Annotated in this window: 23 protein-coding genes, 1 tRNA gene and 1 pseudogene; 17 read left to right on the top strand and 8 right to left on the bottom strand. The window is 68.3% G+C overall.

From position 1 onward, the window contains the following. The first annotated feature begins 5 nt into the window (after nucleotides 1–5). Genes BLT19_RS14105 through der form a run of 10 tightly spaced genes read left to right on the top strand, consistent with a single transcriptional unit; the run spans nucleotide 6 to nucleotide 9705 of the window. Nucleotides 6–1715, top strand: coding sequence for a CTP synthase (locus BLT19_RS14105; protein ID WP_091491479.1), 1710 nt, complete (start codon nucleotides 6–8; stop codon nucleotides 1713–1715). Further along, nucleotides 1708–2280 carry an NUDIX domain-containing protein gene (locus tag BLT19_RS14100; protein ID WP_091491477.1) on the top strand — a complete coding sequence of 191 codons (573 nt, stop codon included), beginning with the start codon at nucleotides 1708–1710 and terminating at the stop codon, nucleotides 2278–2280. Before BLT19_RS14105 ends, BLT19_RS14100 begins: the two co-directional genes overlap by 8 nt. Nucleotide 2281: 1 nt before the next feature. Further along, complete coding sequence (gene xerD, locus BLT19_RS14095; RefSeq protein WP_091491475.1) at nucleotides 2282–3205, top strand: site-specific tyrosine recombinase XerD; 924 nt, start codon at nucleotides 2282–2284, stop codon at nucleotides 3203–3205. A gap of 48 nt (nucleotides 3206–3253) precedes the next feature. Then, on the top strand, nucleotides 3254–4159 hold the full coding sequence (locus BLT19_RS14090; protein WP_231917669.1) for a ParA family protein: 906 nt from the start codon (nucleotides 3254–3256) through the stop codon (nucleotides 4157–4159). Beyond that, entirely contained in the window at nucleotides 4143–4949 is an 807-nt protein-coding gene (locus tag BLT19_RS14085) for a segregation and condensation protein A (RefSeq protein WP_172825636.1), read from the top strand. Before BLT19_RS14090 ends, BLT19_RS14085 begins: the two co-directional genes overlap by 17 nt. Next, a complete protein-coding gene (gene scpB / locus BLT19_RS14080; protein WP_172825635.1) occupies nucleotides 4939–5499 on the top strand; it encodes an SMC-Scp complex subunit ScpB in 561 nt (186 codons plus the stop codon). The genes BLT19_RS14085 and scpB overlap by 11 nt, the downstream gene beginning before the upstream one ends. Next, nucleotides 5496–6332 carry a pseudouridine synthase gene (locus BLT19_RS14075; protein ID WP_091491466.1) on the top strand — a complete coding sequence of 279 codons (837 nt, stop codon included), beginning with the start codon at nucleotides 5496–5498 and terminating at the stop codon, nucleotides 6330–6332. The genes scpB and BLT19_RS14075 overlap by 4 nt, the downstream gene beginning before the upstream one ends. Beyond that, entirely contained in the window at nucleotides 6329–7462 is a 1134-nt protein-coding gene (locus BLT19_RS14070) for a prephenate dehydrogenase (protein WP_091491463.1), read from the top strand. The genes BLT19_RS14075 and BLT19_RS14070 overlap by 4 nt, the downstream gene beginning before the upstream one ends. Nucleotides 7463–7487: 25 nt before the next feature. Then, nucleotides 7488–8189, top strand: coding sequence for a (d)CMP kinase (cmk, locus tag BLT19_RS14065; RefSeq protein WP_091491461.1), 702 nt, complete (start codon nucleotides 7488–7490; stop codon nucleotides 8187–8189). Beyond that, nucleotides 8179–9705 carry a ribosome biogenesis GTPase Der gene (der, locus tag BLT19_RS14060; protein WP_091491458.1) on the top strand — a complete coding sequence of 509 codons (1527 nt, stop codon included), beginning with the start codon at nucleotides 8179–8181 and terminating at the stop codon, nucleotides 9703–9705. The genes cmk and der overlap by 11 nt, the downstream gene beginning before the upstream one ends. On the opposite strand, the gene BLT19_RS14055 is transcribed toward der, so the two are convergent. Further along, nucleotides 9702–10124: a GNAT family N-acetyltransferase gene (locus BLT19_RS14055; RefSeq protein WP_091494062.1), complete on the bottom strand. Its 423-nt coding sequence runs from the start codon at nucleotides 10122–10124 to the stop codon at nucleotides 9702–9704. The two genes, der and BLT19_RS14055, sit on opposite strands and share 4 nt — an antisense overlap. Before the next feature lie 101 nt (nucleotides 10125–10225). On the opposite strand from BLT19_RS14055, the gene BLT19_RS14050 reads away from it, so the two are divergent. Then, nucleotides 10226–11125 carry an NUDIX domain-containing protein gene (locus BLT19_RS14050; RefSeq protein WP_091491455.1) on the top strand — a complete coding sequence of 300 codons (900 nt, stop codon included), beginning with the start codon at nucleotides 10226–10228 and terminating at the stop codon, nucleotides 11123–11125. Here the strand turns inward: BLT19_RS14050 and BLT19_RS14045 are convergent. Next, nucleotides 11113–11493, bottom strand: a complete 381-nt coding sequence (locus tag BLT19_RS14045) for an RNA-binding S4 domain-containing protein (RefSeq protein WP_091491452.1) — start codon at nucleotides 11491–11493, stop codon at nucleotides 11113–11115. The genes BLT19_RS14050 and BLT19_RS14045 overlap by 13 nt on opposite strands. A 38-nt stretch (nucleotides 11494–11531) precedes the next feature. Here BLT19_RS14045 and BLT19_RS14040 point away from each other — a divergent pair, with 38 nt between their 5' ends. Continuing rightward, the gene (locus BLT19_RS14040) at nucleotides 11532–12722 is read left to right on the top strand and encodes a low temperature requirement protein A (RefSeq protein WP_172825634.1); all 1191 of its coding nucleotides are present in this window, start codon (nucleotides 11532–11534) and stop codon (nucleotides 12720–12722) included. Here the strand turns inward: BLT19_RS14040 and BLT19_RS14035 are convergent. Further along, the gene (locus tag BLT19_RS14035) at nucleotides 12702–13304 is read right to left on the bottom strand and encodes a GNAT family N-acetyltransferase (protein WP_091491449.1); all 603 of its coding nucleotides are present in this window, start codon (nucleotides 13302–13304) and stop codon (nucleotides 12702–12704) included. The two genes, BLT19_RS14040 and BLT19_RS14035, sit on opposite strands and share 21 nt — an antisense overlap. A 179-nt stretch (nucleotides 13305–13483) precedes the next feature. Between BLT19_RS14035 and BLT19_RS14030 the strand changes: the two genes are divergently transcribed. Further along, nucleotides 13484–13557: transfer RNA gene (locus BLT19_RS14030), tRNA-Pro, on the top strand. On the opposite strand, the gene BLT19_RS18150 is transcribed toward BLT19_RS14030, so the two are convergent. The 5 genes and pseudogenes from BLT19_RS18150 to BLT19_RS14015 form a co-directional block, all read right to left on the bottom strand. Further along, nucleotides 13549–13677: a hypothetical protein gene (locus tag BLT19_RS18150; RefSeq protein WP_269457414.1), complete on the bottom strand. Its 129-nt coding sequence runs from the start codon at nucleotides 13675–13677 to the stop codon at nucleotides 13549–13551. The two genes, BLT19_RS14030 and BLT19_RS18150, sit on opposite strands and share 9 nt — an antisense overlap. 314 nt (nucleotides 13678–13991) lie before the next feature. Further along, a pseudogene (locus tag BLT19_RS18290) lies at nucleotides 13992–14186 on the bottom strand (GNAT family N-acetyltransferase); the annotation flags it as partial. A 256-nt stretch (nucleotides 14187–14442) separates the two neighbouring features. Beyond that, nucleotides 14443–15123: a DUF1345 domain-containing protein gene (locus BLT19_RS14025; protein ID WP_091491447.1), complete on the bottom strand. Its 681-nt coding sequence runs from the start codon at nucleotides 15121–15123 to the stop codon at nucleotides 14443–14445. A 106-nt stretch (nucleotides 15124–15229) separates the two neighbouring features. After that, the gene (locus tag BLT19_RS14020) at nucleotides 15230–15424 is read right to left on the bottom strand and encodes a hypothetical protein (RefSeq protein ID WP_091491444.1); all 195 of its coding nucleotides are present in this window, start codon (nucleotides 15422–15424) and stop codon (nucleotides 15230–15232) included. A 76-nt stretch (nucleotides 15425–15500) separates the two neighbouring features. Further along, the gene (locus BLT19_RS14015) at nucleotides 15501–16109 is read right to left on the bottom strand and encodes a VOC family protein (RefSeq protein ID WP_091491441.1); all 609 of its coding nucleotides are present in this window, start codon (nucleotides 16107–16109) and stop codon (nucleotides 15501–15503) included. Nucleotides 16110–16330: 221 nt separating this feature from the next. Here BLT19_RS14015 and BLT19_RS14010 point away from each other — a divergent pair, with 221 nt between their 5' ends. The 4 genes from BLT19_RS14010 to BLT19_RS18140 are packed head-to-tail and all read left to right on the top strand — an operon-like array spanning nucleotide 16331 to nucleotide 18159. Further along, nucleotides 16331–16948 (top strand): GntR family transcriptional regulator, encoded by a 618-nt coding sequence (locus BLT19_RS14010; RefSeq protein ID WP_231917668.1) that lies wholly within the window; start codon nucleotides 16331–16333, stop codon nucleotides 16946–16948. Nucleotides 16949–16986: 38 nt separating this feature from the next. Then, entirely contained in the window at nucleotides 16987–17244 is a 258-nt protein-coding gene (locus tag BLT19_RS18285; protein ID WP_407939796.1) for an FAD-dependent monooxygenase, read from the top strand. Next, nucleotides 17169–17504, top strand: coding sequence for an FAD-dependent monooxygenase (locus BLT19_RS18145; protein WP_197673109.1), 336 nt, complete (start codon nucleotides 17169–17171; stop codon nucleotides 17502–17504). The genes BLT19_RS18285 and BLT19_RS18145 overlap by 76 nt, the downstream gene beginning before the upstream one ends. Further along, a complete protein-coding gene (locus BLT19_RS18140) occupies nucleotides 17485–18159 on the top strand; it encodes an FAD-dependent monooxygenase (protein ID WP_197673107.1) in 675 nt (224 codons plus the stop codon). The genes BLT19_RS18145 and BLT19_RS18140 overlap by 20 nt, the downstream gene beginning before the upstream one ends. Nucleotide 18160: the final 1 nt, after the last annotated feature.

The raw sequence follows: 18160 nt of genomic DNA, 5'->3' as shown, positions 1-18160 counted from the left end.
AGCCCGTGGCGGAAACTCATACGGCAGGTATTTCGGACGGCTCGACTTCCAACGGCATCACCAAGCACATCTTCGTGACGGGTGGTGTCGTTTCGTCATTGGGGAAGGGCCTGACCGCCGCGAGCCTGGGCAATCTGCTCACGGCCCGGGGGCTTCGGGTGGTGATGCAGAAGCTCGACCCGTACCTCAACGTCGACCCGGGCACGATGAACCCGTTCCAGCACGGCGAAGTCTTCGTCACCGACGACGGAGCCGAGACGGATCTCGACATCGGCCACTACGAGCGCTTCCTCGATATCGATCTGAGTCAGGCGGCCAACGTCACGACCGGCCAGATCTACTCGCAGGTCATCGCCCGCGAGCGCCGAGGCGAGTACCTGGGCGACACCGTGCAGGTCATCCCGCACATCACCGACGAGATCAAGCGCCGGATGCGCCTGCAGGCCAGCGAGGAACCGCGTCCCGACGTCATCATCACCGAGATCGGCGGCACCGTCGGCGACATCGAGTCGCAGCCGTTCATCGAGTCCGCACGTCAGATCCGCCACGAGTTGGGACGAGCGAACGTCTTCTTCGTGCACGTTTCGCTCGTGCCGTTCATGGGCGCCTCGGGGGAGCAGAAGACCAAGCCCACCCAGCACTCGGTGGCCACGCTCCGCTCGATCGGCATCCAGCCCGACGCACTCGTGCTGCGCAGCGACCGGCCCGTCACCGAGTCCAACAAGCGCAAGATCGCCCTCATGTGCGACGTCGATGAGGCTGCGGTCGTCAACGCCGTGGATGTGCCCAGCATCTACGACATCCCGACGATGCTGCACGAGCAGGGTCTGGACGAGTACATCGTCCGAACCCTGGGCCTCGCGCAGGCGGCCGATGTCGACTGGTCGCGCTGGGATCGTGTGCTGCAGGCGGTCCACAACCCGAAGCACGAGGTCAGCATCGGCCTCGTCGGCAAGTACATCGATCTGCCCGACGCGTACCTGTCGGTGACCGAGGCCCTCAAGGCGGGTGGCTTCGCCCACGAGACCCACCTGACCATCACCTGGATCCCGTCCGATCTGTGCGAGACACCGGACGGTGCGGCCAAAGCGCTCGGCGGCCTGGACGGCATCGTTGTGCCCGGTGGCTTCGGCATCCGCGGGATCGAGGGGAAGCTCGGAGCACTGAGGTTCGCCCGCGAGCAGGGGATCCCGACGCTGGGACTGTGTCTGGGACTGCAGTGCATGGTGATCGAGTACGCCCGCCACGTCGCGGGCATCGAGGACGCGTCTTCGAGCGAGTTCGATCCCGACACCGCCAACCCGGTCATCGCGACGATGGCCGAGCAGGTCGACATCCTCGCCGGAGGCGACCTCGGCGGCACGATGCGCCTCGGGCTGTACCCGGCCGACCTGGCCGAGGGCTCCATCGCTGCAGAGGTGTACGGATCGACGCGCGCCGTGGAGCGGCACCGTCACCGCTATGAGGTCAACAACCGGTACCGGGAGCAGATCGCGGACGCCGGGCTCGTCTTCTCCGGACTCTCACCCGACCGCAACCTGGTCGAATACGTCGAACTGCCGCGCGACGTGCATCCGTACTACATCGCCACGCAGGCGCATCCGGAACTGCGATCCCGGCCCACCGACCCGCACCCGCTGTTCCGCGGCCTCGTGGGCGCGGCCCTGGAGCGCCATCGCGCCAGCGAACTGTTCGATGACGTCGAGAATGACTGACCTGCGCGACGAACCCGTCGCCTTCGAGGTCCTGGACAGCGAGCTCGTCTACCGGGGGCGGGTGTGGGACGTCCGCAGCGACACCGTCCGCTATCGCGACGGCGAGATCGTCCGTCAGTACGTCGACCACCCGGGTGCGGCGGCGATCGTCGCGATGGACGAGGACGAACGGGTGCTCCTGATCCAGCAGTACCGGCATCCGATCCGCCACCGTGACTGGGAGATCCCCGCGGGTCTGCTCGATGTCGCCGAGGAGAGCCCGCTGGAGACGGCGCGTCGCGAACTCGCGGAGGAGGTCGACCTGGAGGCCGCGGACTGGATGCCGCTGGTCAGCATCTTCACGACGCCCGGCGGGAACGATGAGGTGGTCCACTTGTTCCTCGCGCGCGGGCTGTCACCACGCGCCGACGTGCACGCCCGGTCCGAGGAGGAGGCCGACATCCGGATCGAATGGGTGGCGCTGACGGATGCCGTCACCGGCGTCATGGAGGGCCGGCTGCGCAACGGCATCCTGGCCACCGGCGTGCTTGCCGCCGCGGAGCATCTGCGCCGATCCCGCGCCTGACATGCGGCTGGATCGAGCGGTCGACGCATACCTGCGGCACATCTCGGTCGAACGCGGCCTGTCCGCTCACACGGTCTCGGCGTACCGACGCGACCTGGACGGCTACGTGCAGTGGCTTCGCGCGCAGGGGATCCAGGACACCACCGAGATCACGGTGGAACTGGTCACCGGATTCGCGGCCGAGCGGGCATCCGCCGAGCCGCCGCCCGCGGCATCCAGCCTCGCGCGTCTGCAGTCATCCGTCCGCGGACTGCATCGCTTCCTCACGCGTGAGGGGATCGAGACCGAGGATCCCTCCGGCCGCCTTCGTCCGCCGAAGGCCCCCCAGCGACTGCCGAAGGCGCTGACGATCACGCAGGTCGAGCAGCTGCTGGATTCGTCAGGACCACCGCCGGGGACGGATGCGCCCACCGAGCTCATCGGGCTCCGCGACCGGGCCCTGCTCGAGCTGCTGTACGCCACCGGCGCACGCGTTTCAGAGGTCGTCCAGCTCGATGTCGACGACCTCGCGCACGGCGACGTCGTGCGTGTGCGCGGCAAAGGCTCCAAGGAGCGCATCATCCCGGTGGGGTCATTCGCCCGCATCGCGCTGGAGGCGTACCTCACCCGCGCGCGCCCGCAGCTGTCCCGCCGCGGGCGCGCGACGCCCCGTCTGTTCCTCGGCGCGCGCGGCGCACCCCTGTCCCGCCAGAGCGCGTGGCTGATCATCCAGCAGGCCGCCGAACGGGCGCAGCTCAGCGCCCACGTCTCTCCGCACACGCTGCGTCACTCCTTCGCCACCCATCTGCTTCAGGGCGGGGCAGACGTCCGCGTGGTGCAGGAGCTGCTGGGCCATGCCTCCGTCGCCACGACCCAGATCTACACCCACGTCTCGGTGGACGCCCTCCGCGACGTCTACGCCACGTCGCATCCGCGAGCGCGCTGAGCGCTTACCGGGCTCGCGGTTGCGCCGTGACTAGAATCGGTGCACAGCATGGGAAAGTCAGGAGTGTCGGTGGCGGGCAGCAAGCGGGGCGCGACGAAGACCTCTGACGACGGCACCGTCCTGGGTCCGACGGGGCGTCCGTACCACGGCTTCCCTACGCCGCCGCCGCTGGACGGTCACGGGCCGGCGCGCATCATCTCGCTCTGCAACCAGAAGGGCGGCGTCGGCAAGACGACGACGACCATCAACCTCGCCGCCGCGCTCGCCGTCTACGGCCGGAAGGTCCTTGCGGTCGATTTCGACCCGCAGGGCGCGCTCTCCGCGGGTCTGGGCATCCAGACCCACGATGTGCCCACGATCTACGACCTCCTCCTGGACACCAAGCGCGATCCGAAGGAGGTCATCGTCTCCACCTCCGTGGAGGGGCTGGACATCCTGCCGGCGAACATCGATCTCTCAGCCGCCGAGGTGCATCTGGTCAACGAGGTCGCCCGCGAGACGATCCTCGCCCGGGTGCTCCGGAAGGTCGCCCCCGATTACGACGTCATCCTGATCGACTGCCAGCCGTCGCTGGGGCTGCTGACCGTCAACGCGCTCACCGCCAGCCACGGCGTGGTGATTCCGCTGGAATGCGAGTTCTTCGCGCTGCGGGGCGTCGCGCTGCTGATCGAGACGATCGACAAGGTCCGCGATCGGCTCAACCCCACCATCGAATTGGACGGGGTGCTGGCCACGATGTACGACCCGCGCACCCTGCACTCGCGCGAGGTGCTCGAGCGCGTCGTCGAGGCGTTCGGGGACGATGTGCTCGAGACGGTGATCGGCCGGACGGTGAAGTTCCCGGACGCGTCGGTCTCGGGCATGCCCATCACGGAATTCGCGCCCGAGCACGCGGCCGCGCAGGCATATCTGCGACTGGCGCGAGAGCTGGTCGCTCGTGGTGCCGTCGCCTGAGCCGTCCCAGGATCCGTTCCGCGTCTCGCTCGGCGTCTTCGACGGACCGTTCGATCTGCTGCTGACACTGCTGTCCAAGCACGAGCTGGACATCACCGAGGTCTCCCTCAGCGCGGTGACACAAGAGTTCATCGCGTACCTGCGCGAACTCGATCCGGACGAGGAGATGGAGCAGGCTTCCGAGTTCCTGGTGGTGGCCGCCACCCTGCTGGACATGAAGGTCGCCGGGCTCCTCCCGCAGGGCGAGCTGGTGGATGCGGAATCCGTCGCGCTGCTCGAGGCCCGCGACCTGCTCTTCGCGCGCCTGCTGCAGTATCGCGCCTTCAAAGAGGTGTCCGCCTGGTTCGCACGGGGACTCCAGGCCGAAGACCGCCGGCACGCGCGGTCGGTGCGGCTCGACGAGCGTTACCGCCAGGCCGTCCCCGAACTGGTGTGGACGCTCTCACTCGACGACTTCGCCGCGCTCGCGATCCTCGCGATGACACCGCGGGAGGTTCCGCACGTGGGCCTGGATCACCTGCACGCGCCGCTCGTGAGCATCCGCGAGCAGGCGGCGATCGTCGTCACGATGCTGCGGGGCGCGGGATCCCTCAGCTTCCGGGAGCTCGTCGCCGGCGCGACCCAACCCGGTGTCGTGGTCGCGCGGTTCCTGTCGGTGCTGGAGCTGTACCGCCACGCGGCGCTGTCGTTCGAGCAGCTCGAGCCGCTCGGTGAACTGACGCTGCGCTGGACCGCCCACCGGTGGTCTGATGAGAATCTCGCGAGTTTGGGAGCCGACTATGACCGATGATGTGGCCAGACGGCTGGAGGCGATCCTGTTGATCGTCGAAGAGCCCCAGAGCCTGGTGAGCCTGGCGACGGCGGTCGGCGCACCCGTGGCAGCGGTGCGGCAGGCGATCGAAGGCTTGGTGGATGACTATGACGGGCGGAGTGGGGGACCCCGTCGCGGGTTCGAGTTGCGCGAGGTCGGCGGAGGCTGGCGGCTCTACGTGCGTGCCGAGCACGACGACGTGGTCACCGAGTTCGTGAACACGCAGGCGCCGTCACGGCTCTCCCAGGCTGCGCTGGAGACGCTGGCCGTCATCGCCTACAAGCAGCCGGTGACGCGTGGCCAGGTGGCGGCCATCCGCGCGGTCAACGTCGATTCCGTCGTTCGGACGCTGCTGGCCCGTGGCCTCATCACCGAAGCCTTCACGGACGCTGAGACCGGCGCCATCAACTACGCCACCACCGACGCCCTGCTGGTCAACCTGGGGATCAACTCGCTGGATGAGCTGCCGCACATCTCGCCGCTGCTGGATGACGGCGCCGACGGTTTCGAGGAGGTGCTGCGCGGATGAGCCCCTCCACGAACGCACAGGACGGCTGGGGCGGGCAGCGACCGGCGGACGGGGTGCGCCTGCAGAAGGTGCTCGCCGCAGCCGGGGTGGCCTCGCGCCGCGTCGTCGAGGACATGATCGTCGCCGGCCGCATCCGCGTGAACGGTGAGGTGGTCACGGAGCTGGGGACGCGGATCGACCCCGAGCGCGACCTCGTCGACGTCGACGGCACCGCCGTCCAGCTCGATGCCTCGAAACGGTACGTGGTCCTCAACAAGCCGCGTGGTGTCGTCAGCTCGATGCGCGATGAGCACGGCCGGCCCGATCTTCGCGAGTTCACCGACGCGTGGGAGGAGCGGCTCTACAACGTCGGGCGATTGGATGCCGACACCAGCGGCCTGCTCGTGCTGACCAACGACGGGGAGCTCGCCCACGTGCTGGCGCACCCCTCGTTCGGCGTGACCAAGGTCTACGTCGCCAAGGTGGAGGGGCGCGTGTCGGCCCAGACCATCGCGACGCTCACCCGCGGCGTCGAGCTGGAGGACGGGGTCATCGCGGCGGACAAGGCGCGGCTGCTCTCCTCCTCGGACGGCGGGGGAGGGTCGCTGGTGGAGCTGACCCTGCACTCCGGGCGCAACCGCATCGTGCGGCGCATGATGGCGGCGGTCGGACATCCTGTGATCGAGCTCGTCCGTCGGCAATTCGGCCCGCTGCACCTGGGAACCCTCCCAGTGGGGCGGGCTCGCGAGTTGACTAAGGTGGAGCGAGGCGATCTGCTGACTCTCGCGCGCGGCGCGACGGACGAGTCACCGCCCGCGACCGATCCCGGTCTTTTCCCGCAGGAGAACGAGTGAGCGAATCCACCGACACGCGCGCGCGTCCGGCGAACCCGCTCGCCGCACGCGTGCACGGTCCGGTGCGCATCGTCGGCGCCGGGCTCCTCGGATCCAGCGTCGGTCACGCGTTGAGCGCCCGGGGCATCGACGTCATCCTCGATGACAGCTCGCCGTCGCAGCTGCGGCTGGCCATCGACTACGGCGCTGGTCGTGCAGCGCGCTCCGACGACGCGCCGGCACTCGTGGTCGTCGCCGTGCCGCCGGACGTGACCGCCGACGTCGTCGAGCGCGAACTTGCGATGTACCCGGACGCGGTCGTCACCGATGTGGCCAGCGTGAAGCTCGAGCCGTTGCGGACCCTGCGGGAACGCGGCATCGACCTGACGCACTACATCGGCTCGCATCCGATGGCAGGTCGCGAACGCGGCGGCGCGATCTCCGCGCGTGCGGACATCTTCGTCGGGCGGCCGTGGGTGGTCTGCCGCGACGAGGAGACCTCTGCGGCGGACCTGGCGCTGGTCGAGGCGCTCGCCCTGGACGTGGGTGCCACACCGATCGAGATGACACCGGAGGACCACGACCGCTCCGTCGCCCTCGTCTCGCACGTGCCGCAGCTGGTGGCGAGCCTGCTGGCCGGTCGCTTCCTCGACGCCCAGGACGCCTCGCTGCGCCTGGCCGGTCAAGGGGTGCGAGACACGACGCGCATCGCGGCATCCGCTCCGGAACTGTGGGTCCAGATCCTCGGTGCGAACGCCGAACCCGTCGTCGACGTGCTCGACGCGCTCGCGGTCGATCTGAGCGCCGTCGCCGACGCTCTGCGCGCACCCGAGGCGCCAGGGTCGCGTCGGGCGGTTGCCGATACCATCCGCCGCGGGAACGACGGTGTCGAGCGTCTGCCCGGCAAGCACGGGCAGAATCGTCGATTCGACCAGTTCGTCGTCATGGTGGATGACACTCCCGGCCAGCTCGGGCGTCTGTTCGGCGACTTCGGCGAACTCGAGGTGAACGTCGAAGATCTGCGACTCGAGCACTCTCCGGGCGCGCAGTTCGGCCTCGCTGAGGTCAGCGTCGACCCCACTGCGCTCCGCCGAGCCGTCGAGGGACTCCAGGAACGCGGCTGGAAGATTGCGAGCACCACCAATGACTAGCGATTCGACGGAAGCCGGAAGCGGGATGCCGCGACGCGACGTGACCGTGGTGGCCATCGACGGCCCCGCCGGCAGCGGCAAGTCCAGCGTCGCCACCCAGGTCGCGCGCCGGCTCGGTTTCGGTTACCTCGACACCGGTGCCGCCTACCGCGCGCTCGCCTGGCATGCCCTGGACCACGGTATCGACACATCGGATTCGACTGCAGTGCTCGATGTCAGCGGCGACTTCGACTACACGATCTCGTTGGACCCCGACGACAATCGGGTGCGCGTCGGGGATGTCGATGTCACCGCGGCGATCCGCGAGCCGCGCGTGACCGACGCCGTGAGCGGCATCGCCCGGGTGCCGGCCGTGCGCCAAACACTCACCGCGCTGTTCCGCTCGCTGGTCTCGGAGTCCGACCGACCTGGCGTCGTCGTCGAGGGCCGCGACATCACCACCGTCGTCGCGCCGGACGCGCCGGTGCGCATCCTGCTGACCGCCGACCCGGCCGTGCGGGCGGCGCGGCGCAGTTCCGAACTCGTCGACCAGGACGCCTCAGTGGTGGCCGCCGCGCTGCACCGCCGCGACGCATCCGATTCCTCGGTCGTGGACTTCCTCACCGCCGCACCCGGCGTCACGGTCGTCGATTCGACCGACCTCGATTTCACACAGACCGTCGATGCCGTCCTGGACGTCGTCCGAACGGCTCTTTCCACACAGACAGGAGCGCATCATGGGCGCTGAAGACGAGTACGAGGGCGGCGACGACAACATCGCCGAGAACCTCGCCAACCTCGACGAGGAACTGGCCGAGCAGCGCGCTGCGACCCTGCGCGCCAGCCTCGCCGACTACGAGCTCGATGAGGAAGACGCGGATCTGCTCGAGGGACTCACGCTCGGCGAGGACGGCATCGAGTACTTCCCCGCGCTGCCGGTCGTCGCGATCGTGGGGCGTCCGAACGTCGGCAAGTCCGCACTCGTGAACCGCATCCTCGGCCGGCGCGAGGCAGTCGTCGAGGACACGCCGGGCGTGACCCGCGACCGCGTCACGTACAAGGCAGAGTGGATGGATCGCCGCTTCACGGTCGTCGACACGGGCGGGTGGGAGCCTGATGCCCGCGGTATCGACGCCTCGGTCGCCGCCCAGGCGGAGATCGCGATCGACCTGTGCGATGTCGTGCTGTTCGTCGTCGACGCGATGGTGGGGGCGACCTCCACCGACGAGCACGTCGTTCGCCTGCTGCGCAAGAGCGGCAAGCCGGTCTTCCTCGTCGCCAACAAGATCGACGACGCCCGCCACGAACCCGAAGCCGCCGCGCTGTGGAGCCTGGGTCTGGGCAATCCGTACCCGGTCTCAGCGATCCACGGTCGCGGAGTCGCCGACCTCCTCGACGAGGTCATGAAAGTCCTCCCGGAGATCTCCGCCGTCGCAGGACACGAGGTCGGCGGTCCGCGACGGGTCGCCATCCTCGGCCGCCCGAACGTCGGCAAGTCCTCGCTGCTGAACAAGGCCGCCGGCGAGGAGCGCGTCGTCGTCAACGATCTGGCAGGCACCACACGCGACCCGGTCGACGAACTGGTCGAGCTGGGCGGCAGACTGTGGCGATTCGTCGACACCGCCGGCATCCGCCGTCGGGTCCACCTGCAGCAGGGTGCCGACTTCTACGCGAGCCTTCGCACATCGGCCGCGCTGGAGAAGGCGGAGGTGGCTGTCGTCGTCCTCGACGTCAGCGAGTCGCTGAGCGAGCAGGACGTGCGGATCATCGACCTGGTGATCGAATCCGGTCGCGCGCTCGTCCTCGCCTTCAACAAATGGGACCGCCTCAACGACGTCGATCTCGAGAACGCCGACCGCCGTCGCTACCTCGAGCGCGAGATCGAGCAGGACCTCGCCCACGTCGCATGGGCGCCGCGCGTCAACATCTCCGCGCGCACCGGCCGTCACCTCGATCGGCTGGTCCCCGCGCTGGAGACCGCACTCGAGTCGTGGGACACCCGCATCCCGACGGGGAAGTTCAACGCGTTCCTGGCCGAGCTGGTCGCCGAGCACCCGCATCCGCTGCGGGGCGGTAAGCAGCCGCGCATCCTGTTCGGAACGCAGGCCTCCACGCGTCCGCCGACGTTCGTGCTGTTCACGACCGGGTTCCTCGACCCGGGCTACCGCCGCTTCATCCAGCGTCGCCTGCGGGAGATCTGGGGCTTCGAAGGAACCCCGATCATCACGAACATGCGCGTGCGCGAGAAGCGCCAGCGCGCCTAGCCGATCGCCGGCTTGGCGGGCGGCCGCACCATTGCGGTGTGATCGGGCGCGGCGAAACCGAACTGCTCGTACAGGCCGTGCGCGTCTGCGGTGAAGAGCACCCAGCGGAAATCCCGACCGGGACCGTCATCGATCATGAGCGACATAAGCCGCTTGCCGAGGCTGTGCCCCCGGTGCGCGTCGAGGACGAACACGTCCGCGAGATAGGCGAAGCCGACCCCGTCCGAGGTGGCCCTCGCGAACCCCACCTGTTCGCCTGTGTCGGACCGGTATGCCCCCACGATGCGCCACGACGAGTCGATCTGCGCATCGATATCGGCGCGGGAGCGCCAGCGACCCCAGTAGGCATCCGTGGACAGCCATCCCCAGATGACGTCGCGTTGCAGGCGCGCGGGAGCGTCGTCGAGCTCGCAATCCATTCCGTCATTCTGCGGGAATCCGGCGAGATCGCGGGGTCCGGCGGGCATGCCGATCGCACATGCGTGGCTGCGGCACCACGCCGGTGTGACAGGCTGGCAGGGTGACGATCGAGCCCCCCGCACCAGGTGAGTCGCGCCGCCCGAGCGGGCCGCGCGACCCCGGTGACGCCTGGGTGGTCGCACCGGGCGGGGAGCGGTACTGGGGGCGCTTCGGCGCCGCGGGGCTGCTCGCCCTCGACCCCGAGCGCGGCGTGCTGCTGCAGCATCGCGTGTCGTGGTCGCACTTCGGCGACACGTGGGCGCTGCCCGGCGGAGCGCGGCACGAGGGCGAGTCGGCAACGGCGGGCGCGCTGCGCGAAGCGGCGGAGGAGGCGGGAGTTCCGGATGCCGCGGTCCGACCGCGTCTGATGAGTGTCCTCGACCTCGGCTACTGGTCCTATGCCACCCTCGTCGCCGACGTGATCCGCCCGTTCGAGCCCACCATCAGCGATCCCGAGAGCCGCGAGCTGGCATGGGTGCCGATCGACGAGGTCGAGTCCAAGCCGCTGCATCCGGGCTTCGCCGCGTCGTGGGCTCAGCTCCGCTCCACGCTGGGGCTCCGGCCGGCGATCGTCGTTGACGCGGCGAACGTGGTCGGCTCGGTCCCCGACGGATGGTGGAAGGACCGCGCCGGCGCGGCGGCGAGCCTCGTCGGGAGGATCACGGCGCTGGCGGCGATCGGCGTGCCGGGAGAGCTGCTCGGGCTCGGCGAGGACACGTGGTTCCCGGAGTGGATCGTCGTGGTCGAAGGCGGCGCGCGAGGCGTCGCCTCCACCGCCGGTGTGCAGGTCGCGGATGCACCGGGGTCCGGCGACGACACGATCGTGACCGAGGTCCGGCGGCTCGTCACAGGCGACCGGCGGGTCTGCGTCGTCTCCAGCGACCGGGAGCTCGGCCGCCGGGTCACCGAGGCGGGCGCAACCGTGCACGGCACCCGGTGGCTGCGGGATCAGCTGTCCTGATCGCGGCCGCGCAGCTTCTCGAGGTCGCGGCGCTCCCGCTTGGTGGGGCGGCCGGCACCCCGGTCGCGGAACGGCACCATCGCCCGTTCCTCGCGCGGCGGTGGAGGCGGCGTCTGGTCATCGACAGCCGCCGCGGCCGGGACCGCGCCGACGCGCTTGGAGATCGTCTGGCGTACCACGAGGATCCGGTCGAATCCGGCGATCCGCACGCGCAGCTCGTCGCCGATCCGCACCGGCTGGGCGGCCTTCGCGCGCTCGCCGTTGACCCGCACATGGCCGGCCCGACACGCCGTGGTCGCAGCGGAGCGGGTCTTGTAGACCCGGACCGCCCACAGCCACGCATCGACACGCACCGCAGCATCCGTCATCGCCTCGTCCCTCCCTCCCGCACCGTCATAATCGTCCCATGACCGATGTGCTCTCCCGCCTGGGCCTGCGACGCATGCAACCGCGCGATCTGGCCGAGCGCCATCGCGTCGCGACCCCGCTGGAGCTGTTGTTCGACCTCGTCTTCGTCGTCGCCGTCTCGCAGGCCTCGCAGAACCTGCACCACCTGATCAGCGAGGATCACGTCGGGCAGGGGGTGCTCGCCTATCTGATGGTCTTCTTCGCGATCTGGTGGGCGTGGATGAACTTCACGTGGTTCGCCTCAGCGTTCGACACGGACGATTGGCTGTACCGTCTGCTGACGATCGTGCAGATGGCGGGCGTGCTGGTGCTGGCGGCCGGCATCCACGCGGCGATGGTGGAGTTCGACTTCCTCGTCGTCACGTGGGGGTATGTGATCATGCGGCTCGCCATGGTGGCGCAGTGGTTGCGGGCTGCGGCATCCGATCGGGCCGCTCGGTCCACCGCGCTGCGCTTCGCGATCGGCATCGCCCTCGTGCAGGTCCTGTGGGTGGCGCGCCTGTACCTGCTCGACGGCTCCGCCGCGTTCTGGACGTTCTTCGTCCTCGTCGCAGCGGAGCTCGCCGTGCCGGTGTGGGCGGAGTCCGGCGGCCGGACGCCCTGGCATCCGCACCACATCGCGGAGAGGTTCGGGCTGTTCACCCTGCTGCTGCTCGGCGAGAGTCTGCTCGCGTCGGCCAACGCGATGTTCGATGCGCTCGCCGAGGGTGAGCACGTTCCCGAGCTGCTGGGTCTTTCCGCCTCTGGTCTGGCGGTGACCGCCGGGATCTGGTGGCTGTACTTCGCCCGAGAGCAGCACGGACGCCTCGGAAGTCTCACCTCGGGATTCCGCTTCGGCTATCTGCACTACGTCATCTTCGCCGCGGCCGGCGCGGTGTCGGCGGGAGTCGAGGTCGAGATCGACGAGATCACCGGACACACGGAGGTCTCGCACGCGATCGCCGGTCTCGCGCTCACCCTGCCGATCGCCCTGTTCGCACTCAGCGCCTGGGCGATCCTGCTGCGGCCGAGCGTCGCCCGATGGACCTCCGCTGCGGTGGTGGCGGGCGCGGTGCTGATCGGGCTCGCGGGACTTCTGCCCGCGGGGGAGTATGTGGTCGCCGCCGTCCTGCTTGCGGCGATGGTGATCGTCATCGAGGTCGACGCCTCGCGAGCCGACCGGCCTGAATCAGCGCGCCCGGAAGTCTGAGCGGTTCACGTCGATCGCGACGACGACGCGGTCGGGCTTGGGTCGCGCGACTTCGCGGAAGCCATGCCGCTCGAAGGTCGACAGCACGCCGTGGTAGAGATCGTTGGACGGATGCTTGCCCACCGAGGTGTCGATGGGGTATCCCTCGATCGACCGGGCGCCGTGCTCGCGTGCGAACGAGATCGCGGCATCGAGGAGCTCGCCCTGCACTCCCTGTCCGCGGTACTCGCGGCGGGTGACGAAACAGGTGATGGCCCAGACATCCGGATCCTCGAACTCGCCCTGCATGCCGGGTGCGATCGCCTGCGTCCGGGCGAGCCGCGGCTGGGTCGATCTGGGTCCGACCCGGACCCAGCCGGCCGGGACGCCGTCGACATACGCGATGAGGGCGGGCGCCGGCGCCCGGCGGACCTCGTCCTGCAGCCGTTCGCGCCGTTCCTCCGTGCTGAGGCCCTGGAACTCGGCGTTCGGCATCATCCACCACTGGCACTGACAGCTCGCGCCGTCGCCGCCGCCGGTCAGCGCGTGCTCGGCGTCATCGAAGCGATCTGCAGCCGCGGGGGCGATGGTGATCTGGGTCATCCGTCGACGGTACCCGCGGGTTCGGACGCGCGGAAGGGGAGCGGGTGCCGGCGGCATCCGTTCGCGGTGGCATCCGTTCGCGGTCGCATCCGTTCGGGGTGGCATCCGTTCGCGGTGGCATCCGTTCGCGGTGGTTCCGGCGAGCGGGTAGGATAGGGGAGTTGTCCGCTCGCGGGCAGCGGGATGTGGCGCAGCTTGGTAGCGCACCTGACTGGGGGTCAGGGGGTCGCAGGTTCAAATCCTGTCATCCCGACAAGAACAAGAAGGTCTCGGAAACTTGCGGGTTTCCGAGGCCTTTTGCACCGAAGACATCCATAGCGCTCACGCGATCCCAGGCGATCAGCGCAATCAGGTCGTAGACGGTGATCGACACCGCACTCCCGATCCGCAGTTGTGCGGGCAGCACCCGATGTCGACCACCCTAAGCAAAGGCACCCAGTGGCGCGCCGAAGATGAGCGCCAGTTGAAGGAGAGTCAACAGCGCGAGCAGAACGGTGAGCGCAAGGGCGAAGGGCACGCAACCCAAGGTATCCCGCCGCCAGGACGGTCCCAATGCGCCCTGGAGTGCCGCAGAGGGTGGGTCGCCGTGAGGGCGTGGCGCCATCGGTGTGAGCCCGTGCCGTCTCCCATTGGTCTCTCGTGACCGCGTATTCCACGGCGCCGAGTTCGCTGCCGTCGCGGCCGTCGTCATCGTCGTACAAGGTCCGGACGTACTGGAGTCCGGCTGAGGCCATCGTTGCCCGGGAACGTGCGTTCGCCATCATGGTGAGCAAAAGCGCGTTGGATGTCGAGTTCCCGAAAGGAGTGACGCACCATCTCGCGTGCGCCCTCTGTGGCCAGCTCTTTCCCCAGATGTCGCCGCAGCAGCCGGTACCCCAGCTCGGCCTGCCCGGGAAGGAGGTCTTTCCTCGCCCCAAGCCGTCAGGCTGCAACAACGCATCGCGTCGAGGATCCAGGTGCGGGACGCGGTGTTGGCGAGCAAACGCGCCGACCAAGCAATTGCGGACTCGAAGGCCCCCGACGACGAAAGCACTTCCGGATGCTGATCGCCCCGCTGCTGCATGACACCCGACCCGATTGCAGTCGTGGTGCAGGATCGCTCACCGAACCGCTGATCGTCCTTCCGCTCGTGCGTCGGCTAATTGGTGAGGAAGAGAACGCTGATGAGCATGGCGATGATGAAGGTGCTGAACGCGAAACCGATGTAGGTCTGCCCGGTGACGACCGAGCGTGCGCGGGTGGTCAGGATGTTGACGTCTGAGGAGGAGAAGGTCGTGGCGAGTTGGGCCGCGAGGTAATAGTAGTCGGCGAAGACGGGCTGGTCGCCGTGCTCGCCAGGAAATTCGAGGGACTTTTCTTGAGTGTTCAGGCGTGCGTAGTGCACCGCATACGCGGTCACGGTGACGAGCCAGGCGGTGATCACGACGGCGAAGCTGAGTGTGTTCGCGAGTGGGCTGTCCAGCAGTCCGGGGAGCACGAGGACGAGGGTGACGGCAATGACGGCGAGGACGGCCCATTGGGCCGCGGTGGCGGGGATCGCGAGACTACGGCTTGGTGAGTTCGTTGCGGCGAGCCAGCTGCGGAGGGTTTCGGAGTCCACCCTGCCGAACGTGGCCTGGGTGAGGATCAGGAACCCGAGGGAGTAGGCGATCCAGAATACGAAGGCGGTGAGGGCGACGGTATCGGCCGTGAATCGGAGCGTCGCGAAAACCGCATACCCGACGAGCGCGAGCACGGACACGACGGCAGCGATGGCGAGGGCGACAAGATTGCGTGCTCCCTCGCTACTGAGGCGCGGTGCGGGACGGGCATCTGACATGACGGAATCGTAGTAGTAGGCCGCCTCCCATCACGCGTCAGCATGCGGGCAGCAGGCTGTTGTGCAGGAGCGCCCGGAAACTCCGGCTGCCTGCCGAGGGCGGTCGTCAGGTGGTTGATCCTCTGCGCCGTCGGGCCAGCAGCACAATCAGCAGGATGGTCGCGGCGACCAGCAGAACTCCGTCGACGATGACGAGGATCACCATCGGGGACACGCCGTCTGCGACATCCGGGAACGCGACTGTCGCTGACTTGTCGGGCACATCGGCGGCAGCAGAGCTCTCTCCGACTGCGATGGTCACCGTGCCCTCCGCCAGCCCCGTGTAGGTTGCGGTCGCCGTTGCACCCGGAGGGGGAGCGGTGTAGTTGGCACTCCGCTCAGCCGGCGGGTGCCTTCCAGATGAATCCGTCAGGGTCGGCGAAGTCGCCGGCGGTGCTGCCGATCGAGAGCCGGTGCGATCCGTTGCCGTCCGCGGGGATGCCAGCGGTCTTGGCAAGCGCGGCACGGTTGTTGAGGGTGAGCGCCACGGTGCCGGTCTCGAGCTCGACGTACTTCCGGCCGTAGCTCTTGCTGACCGTGAACCCGCGGTCAGCGTAGAACTGTCTGCTCGCGGTGACGTCGGTGACGCCGAGTTGCAGCACGAACTCGTCAATCTCGCGTGTGGCAGGCCCGGCGACCTTCTTCGATGACGATGCGACCGTCCAGATCGTGCCGTCCGGGGCTTGAACGATCCCGCCGTAGCCCCAGAGCGATTTCGCGGGTGATTTCAGCACCGTTGCTCCCGCGACCGTGGCGCTGTCGATCACGTTGCGGACAGTGGCGGGCTGAGACACCACCAGCGAGAGCGTGAACTGCCGGAATCCAGAGCTCGGCTCCTGAGCGCCCCGCACCCGCACCCGGTCGCTCACGTCGAATGCCGCAGCGTAGAACGCCTCAGCCTCAGCGACGTCATCGACCTCTATGGTGACGAACTCGATCGTGTGCATGGCCACATTTTAGAAAGGTTCGACGGCGGTCGACTCTCGAGTCTTGATCGATCGATCGTGGCAGCCATCCTGACCCGAACATCCCAGCATACCGATATATCGGCGGCAGCTGCAGGCAGAACGGCAGTTGCGCAGATGAATGGCGCCGCCCCCGACGTAAACTGTCCCGCGCTATGACCGCTGAAGAGTCGCCCGAACCGCGCGCAGAACACTTCGCTCCCGTGAATGCACGAGGAGCCGTGCTGGGTGACGAGGTGTACTCGATACTCGGTCGTGCGATCCTCGACGGGACGCTCCAGCCGGGCGAGCGGCTGCGCGACGTCGATCTCGCAGAACGACTCCAGGTGTCGCGGACTCCGGTCCGGGAAGCGCTCCAGCGCCTGGAGCGGTTCGGGCTCGTGGAGGTGTCGGCAAACCGATGGACGCGGGTCGCCACTCCCAGCGAGAACGCGCTGCGCGACACCACCGAGTTCATGGCGTTCGTGGTCGGCGGCGCGTTCCGCACAGCGCTCTCGCGGTGCTCCGAAGAGCAACTCTCGCTGATCCTTGAAGCTGCGGACGCCGTCATCGCCGCATCTGATGCCCAAGACGCTCCCGGCATCATGGCCGGCACCGTGATGTTCTTTCAGCAGGTCATTCGCGCCACCGGCAATACTGTGTTCATCTCGATCATGCGGGAGTCAGGTCTCGCCCTGCAGCGCAACCTGAGGGGCTGGACTCCCGACATCGAAGACGCCGCCAGTCGAAGCAACTCGTACCGCCGCCTGCGCGAAGCTGTAGCAGCACGCGATGGCGCTGCCGCGCAGCACGAACTTCTCGCGATCAATCTCCTCGGCTGAGCCGGGCCACGGGCACGCTGAGACAGGACGAATCGCGGGTGGTGAGAAGAATCGTGGACACGCAGGTGTTGATCGTCGGGGCCGGCCCGACAGGACTGGCTTTGGCCGGCGAGCTGCGACGGCGGGGTGTCGACTGCGCGCTGATCGATTCGCTCGATGCCGCGCTTTCGTGGGACCGCGCAACCATCGTCCACCCGCGCCCATTCCGGAGCCTTGGGCTGTGCTCGACACGACGCTGTCTGGCTGGCCGCACGGGCACGACGCGAACTTCGCCTTCCTGGACAGGGACTCGGTGATCCTCACGCCGCTGCCCGGGGACCGGTGGCGGGCGTACATCCGGCCGACCTCGGAAGACTCCGATTTGGTCGCGGATGCGACTCGCATCGTGGAGCGGTACGCGCCGGGGGTATCGCTTGTCGGTGTCGACAACCCGACCCGGTTCCATTGCCACACGAAGGTGGCGGCTCGCTATCGCGAAGGACGGGCGCTCCTGGCCGGCGACGCCGCATGTCTGTTCGCCGTCGCAGGGCCACGGCATGAATACCGGCATCCGTGATTCGTTCAACCTTGCCTGGAAGCTCGCGATGGTTTGCAAGGGCGACGCCGACGCGCGTCTCCTGGACAGTTACGAGGCGGAACGTCGGCCGGTGGCTTTGATGGTCACCGCTTCCGGCGATGACTTCGATACGATGCAGACGCTGATCGCGGACGAAGACCGGGCGGAGAGGGATGCCGCGATCCGTGCTACCTTCGCGGATCCAGACGGCCGGCGCAACGAGATCCTGGCAGAGGCGGAACTCAACATCTCGTACGAGAACTCGGTGATCGTTACGGGGCCTTCCTCTGGGCTCCGTGCTGGTCAGCGACTGCCGGCTGAGGTCGGCCTCGCGCACATGACCGAGCGGAGCACCCGACACATTCTGCTCGTGCTCGGCCGCTCCGCCGATCGGGTCTCCGAGGTCCGCGACGCAATCGCGAAGACCTACCCGGGTGCTTTCGACTCTGTCGTCACAGTCACCACCGACCACGATGCGTTGATGACCGGCGTCTTGCGCCCCGATGCCACCGAGCCGATTACCGCGGAGGACGTGACCATCCTGGTCGTAAGACCAGACGGTTACATCGGCCACCGTTCCGACGGCTCCGACATCGGACAGGTCGGCGAGTATCTTGAGCTGATCCGTTCTGGTGGGCCGCGCCCGCACACGTGAG

The organism is Microbacterium pygmaeum, assembly GCF_900100885.1.
Lineage (GTDB): Bacteria > Actinomycetota > Actinomycetes > Actinomycetales > Microbacteriaceae > Microbacterium > Microbacterium pygmaeum.
The sequence above is the reverse complement of the archived record's forward strand: the minus strand, read 5'-3'. Positions and strand labels throughout refer to the sequence as shown.

Bases quoted from the DNA above. Each gene is read 5' to 3' on its own strand.
- BLT19_RS14100 (WP_091491477.1), top strand. From the start codon at position 1,708: ATGACTGACCTGCGCGACGAACCCGTCGCCTTCGAGGTCCTGGACAGC.
- xerD (WP_091491475.1), top strand. From the start codon at position 2,282: ATGCGGCTGGATCGAGCGGTCGACGCATACCTGCGGCACATCTCGGTC.
- BLT19_RS14090 (WP_231917669.1), top strand. From the start codon at position 3,254: ATGGGAAAGTCAGGAGTGTCGGTGGCGGGCAGCAAGCGGGGCGCGACG.
- scpB (WP_172825635.1), top strand. From the start codon at position 4,939: ATGACCGATGATGTGGCCAGACGGCTGGAGGCGATCCTGTTGATCGTC.
- BLT19_RS14075 (WP_091491466.1), top strand. From the start codon at position 5,496: ATGAGCCCCTCCACGAACGCACAGGACGGCTGGGGCGGGCAGCGACCG.
- cmk (WP_091491461.1), top strand. From the start codon at position 7,488: ATGCCGCGACGCGACGTGACCGTGGTGGCCATCGACGGCCCCGCCGGC.
- der (WP_091491458.1), top strand. From the start codon at position 8,179: ATGGGCGCTGAAGACGAGTACGAGGGCGGCGACGACAACATCGCCGAG.
- BLT19_RS14055 (WP_091494062.1), bottom strand. From the start codon at position 10,124: ATGGATTGCGAGCTCGACGACGCTCCCGCGCGCCTGCAACGCGACGTC.
- BLT19_RS14045 (WP_091491452.1), bottom strand. From the start codon at position 11,493: ATGACGGATGCTGCGGTGCGTGTCGATGCGTGGCTGTGGGCGGTCCGG.
- BLT19_RS14040 (WP_172825634.1), top strand. From the start codon at position 11,532: ATGACCGATGTGCTCTCCCGCCTGGGCCTGCGACGCATGCAACCGCGC.
- BLT19_RS14035 (WP_091491449.1), bottom strand. From the start codon at position 13,304: ATGACCCAGATCACCATCGCCCCCGCGGCTGCAGATCGCTTCGATGAC.
- BLT19_RS14025 (WP_091491447.1), bottom strand. From the start codon at position 15,123: ATGTCAGATGCCCGTCCCGCACCGCGCCTCAGTAGCGAGGGAGCACGC.
- BLT19_RS14015 (WP_091491441.1), bottom strand. From the start codon at position 16,109: ATGCACACGATCGAGTTCGTCACCATAGAGGTCGATGACGTCGCTGAG.
- BLT19_RS18140 (WP_197673107.1), top strand. From the start codon at position 17,485: ATGAATACCGGCATCCGTGATTCGTTCAACCTTGCCTGGAAGCTCGCG.